The sequence below is a fragment of the Acidobacteriota bacterium genome, assembly GCA_035471785.1.
Classification (GTDB): domain Bacteria; phylum Acidobacteriota; class UBA6911; order RPQK01; family DATIPO01; genus JANQFM01.
On the sequence record DATIPQ010000038.1, the window covers coordinates 135,608 to 152,937 of the forward strand.

The following is a 17,330-nucleotide window of genomic DNA, read 5'->3' on the forward strand; positions in this document are numbered from 1 at the left end:
GGATCCTCCGCCGAGCGGCTGAGAGGATCCGGCTGAGACTTCCGGCTGCCGGAGAATCCGCGAACTCTCCAAGCGGCCTGGTACAGGGTCGTTATTGGCGCGAACCACGGATGCGGACCACGGAGCTGGGAGCGGAGCCGCCCACCAGCTCGACCCAGTCGCGCATGGTTCCCAGGCTGCAACCGTGCTTGATCTGCCCTTCGCCCAGGTCTTGGGCTTCGATGATCTGCTCGCAGGAGCAACCCGCCGTATCGGCGATGGTGAAGATCTCCTCGGGCGGCTTGCCGGCCTTGGTCCTGGTGTCGAAGATGCCGTCATCGTCAATCAGAGCGAAGTGATTGGGATTCAGGCCCTCGGTGGGCACCGACTCGGGAATCACCGTGGCGGGGCACAGGTCGTCCACGTCCAGCACGCTGTCGCCGTCGGCGTCAGCCGGGGGCTCCAGCACGATCAGAGTGGCGGTGGCCGGGTCGTTGAGCGACAGGCCTGCCTGCGTGAGATCTGTAGTGATATTGGCGTAGTTGCCGGGAGCGGCTCCGGCAGGCACCTGCAGCGTTACGGTGAAAGTGCAGGATCCGGCCGGCAGCAGGTTGCCGCCGGTGAAGCTGAGCAGCGAGGTGCCGTCGATCGACGAGCCGGCGCCGCAGACATCGGCCTGGGGAAGCCCGACCGCCGTGAGTCCGAAGAGCACCGCATCCAAATCGTCCTGGAAAGACAAGTTGGCAATGCTGTTGGACTCGTCGAAGTTCTCGATCATGAAGGTCAAGTCGACTGTTTCACCCGGCATGGGATTGCTTCCAAAGGATTTGGCGAACTCCAGAAAGTCGATCTGCAGGCTGTCGGAGGCGGCGTTTCCGACCACCATGATGCCGTCGGCCATCCCCGTGACATTGCTGGTCTCGTTAAAGCCCACAGCGCTCAAGGGAACGCTGGCCGGCACCTGCAAGGTGACGTCGAAAGTACAGGAATCGCCCACCATTCCGGCCGGAGCCAGGCTTCCGAAGGTCAAGCTCAGCAGGCTGGTGCCCGAGATCTGAGAGCCGATCCCGCAGACATCCGTCTGCACGCCGCTGACGCTGGCCAGACCGGAGAAGACCGCATCCAAGTCATCCGTGAATTCGATGTCGGTAATGGTCCGCGTCGGATCGAGGTTGTCGATGGTGAAGCGGAGGTTGACCAGATCCCCGGGAGCCACCGGATCGTCAGTGAACTCCTTGGCGATTTCCAGCACGTCGGCGTTGACTGAGAGGCCGTCGAGGGCATCGACCAGGAAAACCCTGGGTCCGCCGTCGAAGATGGCCGAGAAGCCGCTGGTCGTGTTGGGGTACACATCGGTGAGGGCGTCCGAAGGTACATCCAGTACAACCTGGAAGGTGCACATCTCGCCGCCGTTGAGCAGCCCGTTCTGAAAAACCAGGTTACTTCCTGAGGTGTTCAAGGCGGAACCGGTACCGCAGATGTCGCTTTGGGGCACTTCGCCGGCCGCCACCGCAAGGCCGGGCAGCGAGCTGTCGATGTCGTCGCTGAACTGAATGCCGCTGGCGACAACATCGGTGGTCAGGTTCTCGATAGTGAATTGCAGGGTCACAGTCGAGCCGGGCAAAACCGGATCGTCTATGAACTCCTTGGTCAGCGTGAGGCCGGCGATCGTCAGCTCGTCGCTGGCCGATTGGTTGGTAGCGGAGACGCCGTTGACCATGGCCACCACTCCCGAGGTGGCGTTGGTGTGACGCCCGAATGGTGCGTCGACGGGCACCTGCAGGGTTACACTGAAGGTGCACGTCTCTCCCGGATCCAGCATTCCGCCGGTGAAGAGCAGATTGCTGGTTCCGTCAATCTGCGAACCGGTGCCGCAGACATCCGTCAGCGGCAAACCGGTCGCCGACAATCCCGTCAGTGCGCTACTGAGATCGTCGCTGAAACTGATTCCGGTGGCCGAACCGGGCGCGAATTCGTCATGGATCAAGGTAAATTGCAAGGTGACCATTTCGCCCGGCAGCACCGGATCGTCGGTGAACTCCTTGATCAAGGTAGGAGCCTCGACCACCACTAGAGTGTCTGTAGCCGGGTTGCCCGTCACGCCGGCACCGCCGACCGTGGCCGTGATTTCGCTGGTCGTATTGGGGCTGTCACCTGAATTGGCGTCGATCGACACGTCCAGAATGATGCTGAAGGTGCAGGAGGCGCCTGGATCGAGGCTGGCATCGGCGACGGCGAGCCGGGCAGGCTGTGCATCCCCGCCCATGGGATTGATCAAGGGGATAAAGGTCGCCGTCGAGTCCGGCCCGCAGAATCCTGCCGCAGGAACCATGGAGGCGGTAGGCAGGATGTTGTCGAAGATGTCGGTGAAGGCGATGTCGGCGGCGCTCGAGGAGGAACTCGTGTTGGTGATAGTGAATTCCAACTCGGTCATCCCGCCGGCTCCAACCGGGTTGTCCAGGAAGGTCTTGGTGAACATGGGCACCGGCGAAACGCTCAAGACGTCGGAGGCGGCAGAGCCTTCCACCATCAGCCCGCCGGAATCTCCCGTAATCGTGCTGGTGCTGTTCGTATAAAGACCTGGCGCCGCCTCTGAGGGCACCGAGAGAGTCGTGCTGAAGGTGCAGGAACCTTGGGGAGGCAACACGCCTCCGGTAAGAGTGATGACGCCGGTTCCGCTCAGGACCGAGCCGGGACCGCAGACATCGTTCTTTGGCAGGTCGATGGCCTCCAGGCCGCTCAGGGCCGCTCCCAGATCATCGCTGAAGGTGATGCCGGTGACGTCAAAGCCACGGTCGAAGTTGTCGATCGTAAACCGCAGTTCCACCGTTCCGCCCGGGGGAACCGGATCGTTGGTGAAGCTCTTCCTCAGGGCCAGCCGGTCGACCGTCACGGTCAAGGTGTCGCTGGCTTTGCCGCTGCTGACACTTTGAAACCCGATGATGCCGGTCAGCTCGCCAGTGACATTGGCCAGAGGACCTCCGGCGCCTCCGATGACGTCCACCGAAATCGTGCAAACTGCTCCCGCCGCAAGCTGGCTTGCGGGAGCCGCGGGACCAAGGCTGATCAGGCCGCTGCCTGCAACTGCGCTCAGTGTGCCTCCGCAGGTCGAGGAGGTATTGGGAGGACCGGCCACCGTCATGCCCAGAGGCAAATTGTCGGTGAAGGACAGATTGAGAACCGGATTGCTGCTGGCGCTGTTGTCGATCGTGAAAGTCAGAGTGCTGCGCGAGCCCAGTGTCACCGTGGAAGGCGAGAAGCTCTTGCTGAAGCCCGGACGGCCGGCATCGACCGTCAATTCGTCGGTTGCCGATCCGCTGTTGCCGGCATCCGAGGTCAGGTCCCCAGAGGTGTTGACGTGTGTCCCGACTGCCGAACTGGTTACGTCGACGAAGACCGCGCAGGAGGAGGAGCCCAGCACCCGCCCGGCGCTGAAATCGATGGTGCTTCCCCCGCCAGGGGCGCTGATCGTACCCAGGCAACTGCTGCTGGCATTGGCCGGCGAGGCGATCACAACCCCGGCCGGGAGGCTGTCAGTGAAGGCCAGATTCCGGACCCCAATGGTACTGGGGTTGCTGATATCGAAGCGTAGGGTGCTGACGCTGCCGGGTCCTATGGTGTTGGGTACAAAGGTCTTGTTAAAGGTCGGCAGCGGATCTTGGCCCAGCAGAGTCGCCGGTATCAGCAGCAAAAGCAACGCAAATAGAGAAAACTTTCCTGTAAAGTGCATCTTCACGAATCGGCCTCCGTCTATCGGAATCTGAGAAGCTTCTCTCGCCAAATCCCAACGAATTTTGAGTTTGAAACGGTTCACCAAGTTCTAAAAAACCTAGTGGAGGGAAAACGTGCCTCAACCGCCCGCAAGGGTACACTAGCTGCGAGGGAAAACGCAACTATAAAATGCAACTCTTGATGACGGGCATGGCGCAGTCTTCTACAAGCACGCCGCCCACGGCATCCTGCTACAATTCGGCCATGCCGCAGCCAGACCAAAGCCTTGAACTTTCTCCCGCCGAATTCGAAGAGATGGGCCACCAGGTCCTGCGCTGCCTCAGCGTCTTTCTCAAGTCTCTGCCCCAACAGCCGGCAGCCGACCTGGAAGGGGCCGATGAGAGAGCGGAGGAGTTCCGCGAGGACCTGCCCGAGGCGGGAACCCCGTTGGACAGCCTCTTGGAAGCCTTCTTCGGCAGAGCCGTTCCCAAGGCCTACAACTGCGCCAGTCCCGGCTATCTGGCCTACGTCCCGGGAGGCGGATTGCCCCATGCCGCCTTGGCGGACCTGATGTCGGACATCACCAACCGCTACGTCAACGTGTGGACGGCGGCTCCCGCCATGGCCCAGATCGAGAGCAGCGTCATCGGCTGGTTTTGCGACATCGTGGGATACCCGCAAGGCGCCGGCGGCTACCTGGCCTCGGGCGGCTCGATGGCCAACTTCTCTGCCCTGGCCGCCGCCCGCAGCGACCGGCTGCCAGAGAATTTCCTGCAGGGAACGCTCTACGCCTCCGATCAGGTCCATCACTGCGTGCACAAGGCCGCCCGCATGGCCGGATTTCCCGCCGACAACCTGAGGGTGGTGCCCAGCCTGCCCGACTTCCGAATCGACACCCGGGCCCTGCAACGCATGATCGAGGAGGACGCGGCGCTGGGCCGAACCCCTTTCCTGGTGGTGGGAAGCGCCGGCACCACCAACACGGGCGCCGTGGACGATTTGCAGGAATTGGCCAGAATCTGCCGCCAGCATTCCCTGTGGCTGCACGTGGACGCCGCCTACGGGGGCTTCTTCATGCTCACCGAGCGGGGCCGCCGCCGAATGAAGGGATTGGCCTTGGCCGACAGCATTGCCCTCGACCCCCACAAGGGTCTCTTCCTGCCCTATGGAACCGGCTGCCTGCTGGCGCGCGACCCCCAAGCTCTGCGAAAGGCTCACAGCGAGCGGGCCAGCTACATGCCGCCCATGCGGGACGACCTCTCGCAGGTCGACTTCTGCGATGTTTCGCCGGAGTTGTCGCGAGGTTTCCGGGGATTGCGAGTCTGGCTTCCACTGAAAATGCACGGCATCGGGCCTTTCCGCAGGAATTTGCAGGAAAAGCTCGATCTGGCCGAGATGGCCGCTCAAGAGCTGGCCACAATGAAAGAAATCGAAGTGGTTGCGCCTCCCCAACTCTCGCTGCTGGCCTTTCGCCTTAAACCTCATCACCTGGAAGACCCCCAACAACTCAATCAACTCAACCGCCAGTTTCTGGAGTGCATCAACAGCCAATCGCGGCTTGTCTTCCTGACCGGAACAACCGTCGGCCGGCGATTCCTCATTCGCATTTGCGTGCTGTGCTTCCGAACCCACCGCGAAACGCTGGACATCGCCCTCGACGACATCCGGAAAGCCCTCAGGGAAGTGCGCAGCCGCATCCTTCAAAGCTGATCGAGAAGCTGCTTGATTTCTCTCTTGAGGCCCTCCCGGTCAGGCCCTCCCTCAAAGTCGATCAACAATTCGGAGGGAGTGGTGCTGAGCGCATGGGCCACGTCAAAGAGAAAGGTCATGGAGGGCACCTTGCGGGCTTTCTCGATGCTTCCGATATAGCCCGGGGAATAACCGCTGAGTTCGGCCAGGCGCTCCTGGGTCAGATGAAGACGCTTGCGCTGGATGCGGATGCGCCTTCCTATCTTGCGCATGGCCTGGATGTTGAGTTTCACGCTCATCCCTCGCTCCTCGACGAAAAAACGCAGACGCAGCTCTCCATCGCCGGGAGAGTTCCGCGTGATCGCCATCTCTGGTTTCTCGTTCCTTCAGCCTTGTCTTGGGCCAAGCCGACCGCCGCGGACGGCATGTTGACCGGACCTCTTCCGGGCGTCCTGCCAGTCGCCTTCGAAGTGAATAAAAGTAGAATATCAAAGGTGAAGAAGGGGTGTCAAGAGAAAAAGTGTAAAATGAGTGGAAATTAGGGCAGGGGTGACCCGCGCAGTCAAGGGCGCGCCTACTCCAGCTTGAAAGTCAGCACCGGACAGGGAGCTTTGCGGATGACCCTTTCCGTGGTACTGCCCAGCAAAGCCCGGTCGATGCCTGAAAGGCCATGGGTTCCCATGACGATGAGGTCGATATCTTTGTCCCGGCAATAGCGGCTGATTTCACGGTCTGAACGGTCATCGCCGATCTTGACGGTCAAATCGACGCGAGCCGCCGTAGCCTCTCCCAGTTCTTCCTCGAGGGCCTTGATGGCGTTGCTGCGGATTTCCCCCAGATGCTGCTCCACCGAGAGCTTCCAGGTGGCGAAAAAGGCCGGATGGACCTCCTGCTCCAGAACGTAGAGGACGTGCACGTTGGCGCCGAAGGCCTCCGCCAGCTCGAGAGCCTTGCCCACGGCGGCGATGGAGTGCTCCGAGAAATCGAAGGGAGCCAGAATCTCGGCATGATCGGGCTGGTCGATGTAGTGATCCTGTCCTTTGGGTCCCACTGAAAGTACCGGGCAGGGGGCGTGGCGCACGACCTTTTCGGCCACGCTGCCCAGAAAGAAATGGCCCAGCGCCGATCGTCCATGAGTCCCCATGACGATCATGTCGACCTTGTTCTCCTCGGCATATTCGACGATGCCGGCCGCGGGAGAGACGTTGCGGACCACGGCCGTCTCGAAGGACACCTCGGAAGAGAGGGGTTGAGAGGCTTTCTTCAGATTCTTGTCCAGGAAGTCTTCGTATCGGTCTTCGTCCAGGAACTGGTACTCGACATTGCTCGGATCGTCGGTGAAGAGAGTGCGCACGTGGAGCACGATGATCTGGGAACCGAACTTGCGCGCCAGCTCCAGCGCGTGAGGCAAGGCCTGCCGGGCCGGCTCCGAAAAATCGGTGGTAAAGAGCAGTTTCTTGATTCTCATGATGTCCACCCCTTGTCGGTTTGTTGCTAGCGGGGAGACTGATTTCCGCCCCTCAGGTAGGCGTCGTCCTTATCCAGCCAGTCCTGACGCGGAGGCGAAAAGATGTCGACGTCCAGCGTGTCTTCCAGCGCTACTGCTTCGTGAGGGACGTTGGAGGGCAAATGCAGGACCTCGCCGGCCTTGACGACGACCTCGCGGGACTTGTCGGCCCCGATGAAGAACTTGAGGGCGCCTTCCAGGATGTAGGTCAGTTGCTCGTTTTCGTGCTGGTGCAGCGGCACCACGCATCCTTTCTTCAGGTAGACATGGGCCAGCATCATGCGCTCGCCCGTAATCAGGCGCCGGCTCAGCTTGTCGGTCAGGATTTCCTTGGGCATTTCTTCCCAGCAGAAGCGGCTCACTTTGGATTCGGACACGTCGTACACCTCCAATGATTCCAGTATAGAAGCCTTGAGGCCGCCATGCCAGACAGTGCGGCCCCTATTGGATCAGGTTGGCGGTAAACGGCGGAAGGGGAAGATTGACATCTCTGAGCCGATGGGAGAACATCCGCTCATGGCCTCATTCCTGATTGCGGTACTGACCATGGGCTTGGCGGTATTTCTGGTAGCCCAGCTCCTGCCCGGGATCAAGGTCCGGAATTTCCCCACCGCCCTGCTGGTAGCGCTGGTGTTCGGCATCCTCAACGCCCTGCTGAAAAAGTTGCTGATCTTCCTCACCCTGCCCTTCGTGGTGCTTACCCTGGGGCTCTTCATCGTCGTCATCAACGCCTTTCTGCTTTGGATCACGAGCCGTCTGATCAAGGGATTCGAGGTCGCGGGAATCGGCCCCCTCTTGTTGGGGACCCTGCTCATCTCCCTGATTGACCTGATTTTCCATTGGATGATTTTCTGAACCATTCCCGTCTAAAGCTGTTGTCCCCGCGCGGGCGGGGCTGTCTTTTGCATGGAAGGGGCAAGGAGTCGGGCGTGAGTCTCAAGAAGCTTTACAGCAGGGCGGGACGGCTGTTGTTGCTGCTGGCCATCTGTGCCGTCGTCACGGCGCAAACGGATGAACAACCGTTCCTCTTGCAGGAGGCCGTGCGGCGAGCGGCACAGGAGAGCCCCTCGGTTAAGGCGGCTCGCCACCGTTGGCAAGCGGCGCGTCAGGGAAAAACCATCGCCCTCTCCCTGCCTGACCCTCGCCTCAGCTACACCGACTTTCTGCGCAGCGTGGAAACTCGTACCGGTCCCCAGCGCTATAGCCTGGCCCTTTCCCAGAGCCTGCCCTTCCCCAGCAAGCTGATCACCTCGGGCCGCATGGCCGAGCGGGAGGAGCAGATCGCCTACTTGAGTTATCAGGCGGCTATGCGCGACGCGGTTGCCCGGGCCAAGGAACTCTACTTCGAACTCTACTATATAGACAGGGCCCAGCAGGTCAGCCAAGCGGTTTTGGAGATCTACACCCGCTACGCTCAACTGGCGCTGGGGGGAGAGGAGGGCCAGGCGGTCCACCTGGCCGACCGCTTCCGGGCCGAGACTCAAGCGGCTCAGCTCGGGTACGACCTGATGCTGCTGCAAGAGATGCGCCGCAGCGAGGCCGACCGGCTGCGGGCGGTGCTGGCCCTGGGCGCCGACCGTGCCCTGGGACCCACTCAACAGGTCCGTCCCCCTCTGCCCCTGGGGACGCCGGTCTCGCAACTGCAGGACGTGGCCGCGGCCTACAATCAGGAACTGAAAGCGGCCGGCCTCGAGGTGGAGCGGGCCCGCCTGGCCTCTTCCCTGGCCCGTCAGTCCTACATCCCCGACCTGACTTTCTCCGCCAACTACATCAATGTGGGTCCCGCCCTCAATCCCTCCACCCCCGACGCGGGTCGCGATCCTTTCGGGCTGGGAGTCGGCATTAGCATACCCCTGTGGTTTTGGAAGAACCGGGCTCACACCCGCCGAGCCAAAGAAGAGGAGATGGCGGCCCAAGCCGAACAGGAAGCGCGGCGCCTCAACTTGAGGGCCGAGGTGTCGCGGGCTTACTTCCAGCTTGTCAATGCGGCCCGCCTGACCCGGCTCTACAACGACACCTTGCTGCCCCAGGCCCGCCAGGCGCAGCAATCGGCCGAGCAGCTCTACCGAAGCGGACAAGCCCCGCTGGCCTCGCTGCTGGAAACCGCCGCCACCTACCACAATTTCGAGCTGGCCCAGCTTCGCGCCACTGCCGACTACTACCAGGCCGTGGCCCGTCTGGAGCGGCTGCTGGGAAGAGCCTTCCACCCTCAAGCGTCCAACTTGTCAGGGGCCGAGGGAGGAAACGAGGCAAAGGACGAGAGATGAAAAGAACCTGCCTGATGGAGCGATTGCCCGCCGGTCTTCTGGCGGCATGCCTTCTCTGGGGGTCCGCCGCAGCGGCCGGGCAAGAAGCGGGCGAGTCTGACAAGGCGCCCTGGCTGAAGGAGCATCTGCGACAAGCGGCATTCTGGACGTCCTCCCCCTCGGATCAAGGATTTGAAGGGCAAAGAAGCAGCGCCCTGGAGGAACTGAGGAAGCAAACGGCGGCGTGGCGGGCCCGGCTTGAAGATCCGATGGCCGAGAGTCAGCTCCTGCAGGAGCTGGGGCAGGATGAGCTGGAAGGCGCCCGCAAACTTTCCGGGGACGAATCGAAGCTGGTCCAGACCCTCGAGCAGGGCCTGAGCCTGGAGGAGTTGCTGGCACTGGCGGCGCTGCGCAACCCTTCGGTGAAGGCGACCGGCGAGAACGTCAAGGCAGCCTTGGAAGGACTCGATCAGGCCGCCTACCTGCAGGAATTGCTGGTGCGCTATCGGGCCTTCACGCGGGAACTCGACACCGTGGCGGGGATGCCCATGCAGCGTCCCGACATGAAACGCTTCTTCCCCGCCCCGGCGGCTCTGACGCTGAAGAGCGTCATCGCCCAAGCCCGCATCGAGATGGCCCGCCTCGACTTCCAGGCCGCCTTGCGCCAGGCTGTCAACTCCATGGCACGGGCCTATTTCGAACTGCAATACATCGACAACGCCATCGAGGTGCTGCTGGAAAGCCGCGATCTCTTCCGCCGCATGGAACAGGTGGCCCTGGCTCAACTGCGGGTGGGCAAAGCCAGCCAAGCCGATGCCTTGCGTTCCCAGGCCCTGCTCGACATCCTCGATGCCGACCTGGAAAACCTGCGCGAGCAGCGCCTGAGTGCGCTTGCCCGGGCCAACGCGCTGCTCGACTTGCCGGTGGAGACGGCCTGGCGGCGTCCGGCCTCCCGCGACCTGGCAGATCCTGAGATGGACCTCGACCAGGCTCGCCGGCTTTTGCAGCGGCACAGTCAAAGGCTGCACAACCAGCAGCAGTTGGTGCGGATGAGAGAGGCTGCACTGCGCCTGGCCGAGTTGACGCTCTATCCTCTGCCCGCCACGGGAGCCAGCCGCCTCGACTTAGGACGGGGAGCCGAGGCCGGTCCGCTACGCTCGACGGCGGCGACTTTCTCCAACCGTCCCATGCTGGGACAGCGGGCCGCATCCTTCGCGACCCAGTCCGCCTACCTCGAGGAGCTGCGCCATCGCCTGGAGGCCGACAAAGAAACCCTGCAAGGCCTCGAGGCCTCCCTGGAGGCGGACGCCGGAGAGGCTCTCAGAGAGACCTCCCAGGCACGCCGCAGCCACCGGACTTACGCCGAATTAGTGGTTCCCAAGAGCCTGAGGGCCTTCAATAGCATGCGCGGGCGCTACAATACGGCCAGCGCGGCTTTTATCGAGTACCTGGACGCCGGGCGCGCCTATCTGGAGGCATCGCTGCAGAGCGAGAAGGCCCGCCGCGACCACAACGAGGCGTTGACGCGGCTTCTCGACGTCCTGGGACTCGGCGCAACGCGTTTGTTGAAAGAAGGCGTGGCGGGTCCGCAACCCCAACCCGGCCAAGCGCATCGGTGAGCCCGAGGAAGGGCGTATTATGAGTTTTTTGCGAAGATTAATCGAAAAGAGGCCCTGGCTGCTGATCGTGGCCCTGCTGGCGGCCTTCCTGGCCGGCTTGCAGTTGGGAGGCCCGCGCCCAGCTTCGGGAGATCAGGAAGTGCACGACCACGGGCAGGTGGAGGAGTGGACTTGCTCGATGCATCCCAACATCCGCCAGCCTGGGCCGGGCAAGTGCCCCATCTGCGCCATGGATCTGATTCCGGTGTCTCAGGGCGGCGCCGATCTCGATCCCAACCGTCTGCAGATGACGGAAACGGCCAAGCGGCTGGCGGAAATCGAAACCGTCCCGGCCCAGCGCCGCTTCGCATCCAACACCTTGCGCCTGAAGGGCCAGGTGACCTACGACGAAACCCTGCTGGAGACGTTGACGGCATGGGTGCCGGGACGCCTGGACGAACTCTACGTCGACTACGTGGGCATTCGAGTCGACAAGGGCCAGCACCTGGCCCAGATGTACAGTCCCGAGATCTACGTGGCCGAGAAGGAACTGCAGGAAGCCGCACTGGCGGTCGAAGAGGCCCAGGAAGGCCAAAGCCCGCGAGCACAGCAATCGGCCCGGGAAATTCTTGAGGCTACCCGCGACAAGCTGCGGCTGTGGGGCGTTCCCGAGTCGGTCATTCGCGGCATCGCCCGGGGCGCCAAGCCCAGCGACCGCATCGACATCGTCTCGCCCGTGGGGGGAATCGTGGTCAAGAAGATGATCAGCGCCGGAGAATATGTCCAGACCGGCACCCCGCTTTACTCCATCGCCAAACTCGACGAGGTGTGGGTGGCGCTGGAGGCCTACGAGTCAGACCTGCCCTGGCTGCGCTTCGGACAGAAGGTTCAGGTGCGCGTCCCCTCCCTGCCGGGCGAAACGGTGGAAGGCACCATTTCTCTCATCGATCCCGTGATCGATCCCCAAACCCGTACCGTCCGCGTCCGCGTCGACGTGCCCAATCCCCAGCAAAAGCTCAAGCCCGGCATGTTGGCGACAGGAGTCGTGGAATCGCGGTTGGCGGCCAACGGGCGGGTCATGGAGTCCGACCTGCTGGGCAAGTGGATCTCCCCCATGCATCCCGAGATCGTCAAGGACCGGCCGGGGACCTGCGACATTTGCGGCATGCCGTTGGTGCCCGCCGAAGAGTTGGGATTCGCCGCGGCCGCCGATGAGGAGCCGCCGCTGGTCATTCCCGCCACCGCGCTTCTTTTCACCGGAACCCGCTCCGTCGTCTACGTGGAAGTGCCGGGACAGGGCAAGCCCACATACGAACTGCGCGAAGTGGAGGTAGGCGCCCGCGCGGGCGACGAATACATCGTGCTGGAAGGCCTGTCGCCCGGAGAACGGGTAGTCACCCACGGCAATTTCAAGATCGACAGCGCCATGCAGTTGCAGGCCCGCCCCAGCATGATGTCACGTCCCGGAGAGGGTGAAGCGGGTTCGACGCCGCTGGCCGCGCCCCAGCCCTTCCTGGCTGGCTTCGACCGGCTGCTGGAGGCCTACCTGCAATTGCAGACGGCCCTTTCCGCCGACGATTGGCCGTCGGCGCGGGCTGCCGTCGAAGGCATTACGAACTCGTGGCAGGAGCTGGAGGCCGAAGCCCTGAGGCTGGAGCCGGACCAGAGGGACTTCTGGACGATGCAAGCCATGCAGCTCAAGTCAGATCTGGAGGAATTAAGGAGGGCCGACGACCTTGCTTCCATTCGACTTCCCTTCTCCGATTTCAGCCTGCGGCTGCTGAGGCTGGTCGACCGTTTCGGGCACGGACTCGACAAATCACTGCTGCAAGTCCACTGCCCGATGGCGTTTTCGAACCGGGGCGCCGATTGGATTCAAGCGGGAGATGACGTGGCCAATCCTTACTTCGGACAGGAAATGCCCAACTGCGGCAGCGTGGGGCAGACCATCGCCTCCCGTCCAGCCGCCGCGCGCTAGGTGTCCATGAACCTTCTTGACCGCATCATTCGCTTCTGTTTGACCCAGAAGCTGATTGTCGTCCTGCTGCTGATCGTCCTTCTGGGGGGAGGCCTCTATACGGCCCCCTTCGACTGGCGGATCGGGGGGTTCCCGCGCGACCCGGTGCCGGTGGACGCCATTCCCGACATCGGAGAGAACCAGCAGATCGTCTTCACCCCATGGGAAGGCCGCTCGCCGCAGGACGTGGAAGACCAGATCACCTATCCGCTGACCGTGGCGCTGTTGGGCCTTCCAGGGGTCAAGAACATCCGCAGCTATTCCTTTTTCGGGTTCTCCTCCATCTACGTCATCTTTCGCGAAGACATCGAGTTTTACTGGTCGCGCTCGCGCCTGCTTGAAAAGCTCTCCTCGCTCCCGCCGGAAACCCTCCCCGAGGGCATCCGTCCCCAACTGGGGCCCGACGCCACCGCACTGGGACAGGTCTTCATGTACACGCTGGAAGGACGGGACGCCCAGGGCCGTCCCACGGGCGGATGGGACCTGCACGAGCTGCGCAGCATTCAGGACTACACCGTCCGCTACGCGCTGATGGCGGCTGACGGAGTGGCCGAGGTGGCTTCGGTAGGCGGCTTTGTGCAGGAGTATCAGATCGATGTCGATCCCGAGGCCATGCGGGCCGCCGGAGTAACGCTGCCTCAGGTGTTTTCGGGGGTGCGGTCCTCCAACATCGACGTAGGGGCACGCACTATCGAGGTCAACCGCACCGAATACGTCATCCGCGGATTGGGCTTTATCGAAGACATCGACGACATCCGCGAGACGGTGATCGCCGTGCGCCGCGGCAACATCCCCATCCGCGTGCGGGACGTGGCCAAGGTCCAGCTCGGGCCCGCGCTGCGCCGCGGAATGCTGGACAAGGGCGGCAGCGAGGTGGTGGGGGGCATCGTAGCCGTCCGCTACGGGGAGAATCCGCTGGCCACCATCGCCAACATCAAGGAGCGCATCGGCGAACTCTCCCTGCCCCGCAAGACGCTGGCTGACGGAACCGTGTCCCAGGTCACCGTGGTCCCCTTCTACGACCGTACCGGACTCATCTACGAGACCCTGGGAACCCTGGAGGAGGCACTCAGCCACGAAATTCTCATCACCCTGATCGTAGTGCTGGTCATGGTGGCCCACCTGCGCAGCGGACTGCTCATCTCGGCCCTGCTTCCGGCCGGGGTGGTGGTCAGCTTCATCTTCATGAAAACCGCGGGCGTGGACGCCAACATCGTGGCCCTCTCGGGCATCGCCATCGCCATCGGCACCATGGTCGACATGGGCATCGTGCTGAGCGAGAACATCCTGCGCCATATCGATGAATCGTCCCCCGAGGAGAGCCGTTTGCAGGTCGTCTTCCGGGGTGCCAGCGAAGTTGCCGGAGCCGTACTGACCTCGGTGGCCACCACCATCGTCAGCTTTTTGCCCGTCTTCAGCCTGACAGCCGCCGAAGGCAAGCTCTTCAAGCCGCTGGCCTGGACCAAGACGTTTGCCCTGGCAGCCGCCTTCATTCTCTCGCTGGCAGTGATTCCGCCGGCTGCCCATTTCCTCTTCCGCCGCCGCGCCCGGCAAGCCGGAGACGAAGACGCGCGACCCACCTCCCAGGGCTCCATACCGGCTCGGGTACGCTCCCTCGTCCGGCGCATCCCCGGCGGCGCCAACACCCTGGTGCTGGTCCTGGCGGGAATCGTCCTGGCCGGAAGCTGGCTGCCCCTCGGGATCGGCACCGGACTGATCCTCAACCTCCTCTTCGTGGCCTTGCTGGTTGGGGCGCTACTTTACGGATTCCGGCGCTTTCAGCACGCCTATCCCGATCTCCTCAAATGGTGCCTCGACAACAAGAGCCGCTTTCTGGCCGCTCCTTCGGCGCTGATGCTGCTGGGTTTCTTGATCTGGATGGGCTATTCATCGGTTTTCTTTTTCATTCCCCAGGGTCTGCGCACTCTAGGGCCTCTTGCCTACCTGCAGCAGGCTTTCCCCGGACTGGGCCGCGAGTTCATGCCCTCCCTCGACGAGGGTTCTTTTCTCTACATGCCCACCACCATGCCCCACGCCTCCATCGGAGAAGCCATCGACGTGGTGCATAAGCTGGACATGGCCATCGCCTCCATCCCCGAAGTGGAGCTGGCGGTGGGCAAGGTCGGACGAGCCCAGTCGCCTCTCGATCCGGCGCCCATCTCGATGATCGAGACGGTGGTCAACTACAAACCCGAATACAAGCGCGACCAGCGCGGAGAACTGATGCGTTTCCGCTACGACTGGTGGCAAGAGGAGTTCGTTCGCGACCAGCAGGGCGAACTGATCCCCGATTCAGGAGGGCGCCCCTACCGCAACTGGCGTCCTCACATCCAGTCGCCGGACGACATTTGGGACGAAATCGTGGCCCGCACCCAGTTGCCCGGCACCACCTCGGCGCCCCACCTTCAGCCCATCGCCGCCCGCATCGTAATGCTGCAGAGCGGCATGCGGGCACCCATGGGAGTCAAGGTCAAAGGCCCCGACCTGGCCAGCATCGAGGCCGTCAGCCTGCAAATCGAGCGCTTCCTCAAACAGGTGCCTTCCATCAAGCCCGACACCGTCATCGCCGACCGCATCGTGGGCAAGCCCTATCTGGAGATTGACATCGACCGGCGCGCCACCGCCCGCTACGGAATCAGCATCCAGCAAGTGCAGGACGTCATCGAGGTTGCCATCGGCGGACGGCGCATCACCACCACGGTAGAAGGCCGCGAGCGCTATCCGGTGCGCGTGCGCTATCTGCGCGAACTGCGCGACGAGATCGAATCGTTGGGACAGATCCTGGTGCCCACCGCCGAAGGGGCCCAAATCCCCTTGCGCGAACTGACCGAGATCCGCTACGTGCGAGGTCCTCAGTCCATCAAGAGCGAGGACGCCGAACTGGTCGGCTACGTGCTCTTCGACAAGGTCGCGAACCGGGCCGAGGTGGACGTGGTCGAGGAGGCCCGCGCCTACCTCGACCGGCGCATCGAGGTGTTCGAGGAGGCTTATGCCGAGTTAGCCGCGCGCCTGGGCCGCCAGCCCCTCCCCGAAGAGACGCAGGCGCTTGCGGGACTCAACTTGCGGGGCTGCCGGCGTCCCATCTTCGCGGGAAGCTACGAAAACCAGGTGCGGGCCCGCCAGACCTTGAGCGTGGTCATTCCGCTGGCCCTGCTCATCATCCTGCTCATCCTCCACCTGCAGTTCCGCTCCCTGCCCACCACCCTGATGGTCTTTGCCGGCGTGGCGGTGGCGGCTTCGGGCGGATTCCTCATGATCTGGCTCTACAACATCCCCTGGTTCCTCGACATCGACATCCTGGGAACCAACCTGCGCCAGCTCTTCGGAATTCAGCAGATCAACCTGAGCGTGGCCGTGTGGGTGGGCTTTATCGCTCTCTTCGGAATCGCAACCGACGACGGTGTGATCATGGCCACCTATCTCAAGCAGAGTTTTGAGCGCAACAGTCCCGGCAGCGCGGCCGAAATCCGGGCGGCTGTGCTGGAAGCCGGAAAGAGGCGCGTGCGTCCCTGCCTGATGACCACCGCCACCACCCTGCTGGCCCTGATCCCCGTCCTCACCGCTACCGGCAAGGGTTCCGACATCATGGTCCCCATGGCCATCCCCGTCTTCGGAGGCATGACGGTAGCCCTGCTCACCATGTTCGTCGTCCCCACCCTCTACTGCGCCTGGCAAGAACACCGCCGGTCCTAACTCTCCGTAAGGATTTGCCGGCCTGCTTTCGATGCCGGCCGGCTTAAACGCATTAAGTGGTATGGCCATAAAAATGGCGTGTTTTTGCTATTGAGGTGAGAATCCCACTGGATAGGCGACAGAAATACCCCCACAGTGAAGATGCCGTGATGGGGCAAAGCCCCGAGAAACACTGAACGTGCTCAACCTTTCCTTAACAAGCCCCACAGCATTTAGGCGATGCTGGACCTTGATCTCGGACGATGTCAACGTGGACGGGGGTCTGAACGACAAGAGGGACGAAAAAGATCTCGAAAACCTCCTCGCCGGGGACTCCCGAGCCGTCTGGAGAATCTGGAGACGATATGAGAGAGATCTTGGCAAGATCTGTGTCCGCTATTTGAAGTCGCCCGCCGATGCCGAGGGGGCCATGGGCGATTTGATGCTGCGGATCGTCGACAAACTCCCGCACAATGCGGCCAAGATCTCGAATCTGCGAGCCTGGCTGAAGCGGCTGGCCGTCAACCTTTGCCTCGACCGGCTCCGCCGCCGCCAAGGCTTCCGCCCTTTGGAGCGGGATATGCGGATTGAGAGCAGGACCCCCGAAAGGGATCTGTTGACCGGTGAGTCCGAAGAGGTCATCGAGCGGCTGTTGGGAGAGATCTCGCAAAGTCTGCGCGAAGCTTTCGTGCTGCGTTTCCAACGCGACCTGTCTTACGCCGAGATTGCCGATCGACTGCAGATATCGAGAGCCGCCGCCCGCAAACGGATCGAGCGGGCGCGTGAGCAGTTGCGTGCGAAGCTTGAGGCTTCCCCCCGGTCCGGAAGCGAAGAGCCGGCGGCGGCCTCCCCGTTGCGAGTGGGACAGGCCTCCGAAATCAGGAGGGCTCCCTCGGTTTTGCGTCCGGTTT

General features: G+C 62.6%; 11 protein-coding genes. 7 read left to right on the forward strand and 4 right to left on the reverse strand.

Annotated elements, in window-relative coordinates; translation table 11 throughout:
• Positions 1-91: 91 nt before the first annotated feature.
• On the reverse strand, positions 92-3,670 hold the full coding sequence (locus tag VLU25_06335; protein HSR67542.1) for a hypothetical protein: 3,579 nt from the start codon (positions 3,668-3,670) through the stop codon (positions 92-94).
• A 284-nt stretch (positions 3,671-3,954) separates the two neighbouring features.
• Between VLU25_06335 and VLU25_06340 the strand changes: the two genes are divergently transcribed.
• Positions 3,955-5,400, forward strand: a complete 1,446-nt coding sequence (locus VLU25_06340; protein HSR67543.1) for an aminotransferase class I/II-fold pyridoxal phosphate-dependent enzyme — start codon at positions 3,955-3,957, stop codon at positions 5,398-5,400.
• Here the strand turns inward: VLU25_06340 and VLU25_06345 are convergent.
• From VLU25_06345 to VLU25_06355, 3 genes are all read right to left on the reverse strand, one after another.
• Positions 5,391-5,747 (reverse strand): helix-turn-helix transcriptional regulator, encoded by a 357-nt coding sequence (locus tag VLU25_06345; GenBank protein HSR67544.1) that lies wholly within the window; start codon positions 5,745-5,747, stop codon positions 5,391-5,393. The genes VLU25_06340 and VLU25_06345 overlap by 10 nt on opposite strands.
• 206 nt (positions 5,748-5,953) lie before the next feature.
• Positions 5,954-6,847, reverse strand: a complete 894-nt coding sequence (locus VLU25_06350) for a universal stress protein (protein ID HSR67545.1) — start codon at positions 6,845-6,847, stop codon at positions 5,954-5,956.
• 26 nt (positions 6,848-6,873) lie between these two features.
• Positions 6,874-7,263: a cupin domain-containing protein gene (locus tag VLU25_06355; protein HSR67546.1), complete on the reverse strand. Its 390-nt coding sequence runs from the start codon at positions 7,261-7,263 to the stop codon at positions 6,874-6,876.
• Positions 7,264-7,402: 139 nt separating this feature from the next.
• Between VLU25_06355 and VLU25_06360 the strand changes: the two genes are divergently transcribed.
• The 6 genes from VLU25_06360 to VLU25_06385 form a co-directional block, all read left to right on the forward strand.
• On the forward strand, positions 7,403-7,741 hold the full coding sequence (locus tag VLU25_06360) for a phage holin family protein (protein ID HSR67547.1): 339 nt from the start codon (positions 7,403-7,405) through the stop codon (positions 7,739-7,741).
• 74 nt (positions 7,742-7,815) lie between these two features.
• Positions 7,816-9,153 carry a TolC family protein gene (locus VLU25_06365; protein HSR67548.1) on the forward strand — a complete coding sequence of 446 codons (1,338 nt, stop codon included), beginning with the start codon at positions 7,816-7,818 and terminating at the stop codon, positions 9,151-9,153.
• 248 nt (positions 9,154-9,401) lie between these two features.
• Positions 9,402-10,751, forward strand: coding sequence for a TolC family protein (locus VLU25_06370; protein HSR67549.1), 1,350 nt, complete (start codon positions 9,402-9,404; stop codon positions 10,749-10,751).
• A gap of 19 nt (positions 10,752-10,770) precedes the next feature.
• Positions 10,771-12,708 (forward strand): efflux RND transporter periplasmic adaptor subunit, encoded by a 1,938-nt coding sequence (locus VLU25_06375; protein HSR67550.1) that lies wholly within the window; start codon positions 10,771-10,773, stop codon positions 12,706-12,708.
• A 6-nt stretch (positions 12,709-12,714) separates the two neighbouring features.
• The gene (locus tag VLU25_06380; protein ID HSR67551.1) at positions 12,715-16,440 is read left to right on the forward strand and encodes an efflux RND transporter permease subunit; all 3,726 of its coding nucleotides are present in this window, start codon (positions 12,715-12,717) and stop codon (positions 16,438-16,440) included.
• 229 nt (positions 16,441-16,669) lie between these two features.
• Positions 16,670-17,330, forward strand: a 661-nt coding sequence (locus VLU25_06385; GenBank protein ID HSR67552.1) for an RNA polymerase sigma factor, incomplete at its 3' end; no start/stop codon positions are given.

Excerpts from the sequence above, each read along its gene's own strand:
- VLU25_06360 (HSR67547.1), top strand. The coding sequence starts at position 7,403 with ATGGCCTCATTCCTGATTGCGGTACTGACCATGGGCTTGGCGGTATTT.
- VLU25_06340 (HSR67543.1), top strand. The coding sequence starts at position 3,955 with ATGCCGCAGCCAGACCAAAGCCTTGAACTTTCTCCCGCCGAATTCGAA.
- VLU25_06375 (HSR67550.1), top strand. The coding sequence starts at position 10,771 with ATGAGTTTTTTGCGAAGATTAATCGAAAAGAGGCCCTGGCTGCTGATC.
- VLU25_06350 (HSR67545.1), bottom strand. The coding sequence starts at position 6,847 with ATGAGAATCAAGAAACTGCTCTTTACCACCGATTTTTCGGAGCCGGCC.
- VLU25_06380 (HSR67551.1), top strand. The coding sequence starts at position 12,715 with ATGAACCTTCTTGACCGCATCATTCGCTTCTGTTTGACCCAGAAGCTG.
- VLU25_06370 (HSR67549.1), top strand. The coding sequence starts at position 9,402 with ATGGCCGAGAGTCAGCTCCTGCAGGAGCTGGGGCAGGATGAGCTGGAA.
- VLU25_06345 (HSR67544.1), bottom strand. The coding sequence starts at position 5,747 with ATGGCGATCACGCGGAACTCTCCCGGCGATGGAGAGCTGCGTCTGCGT.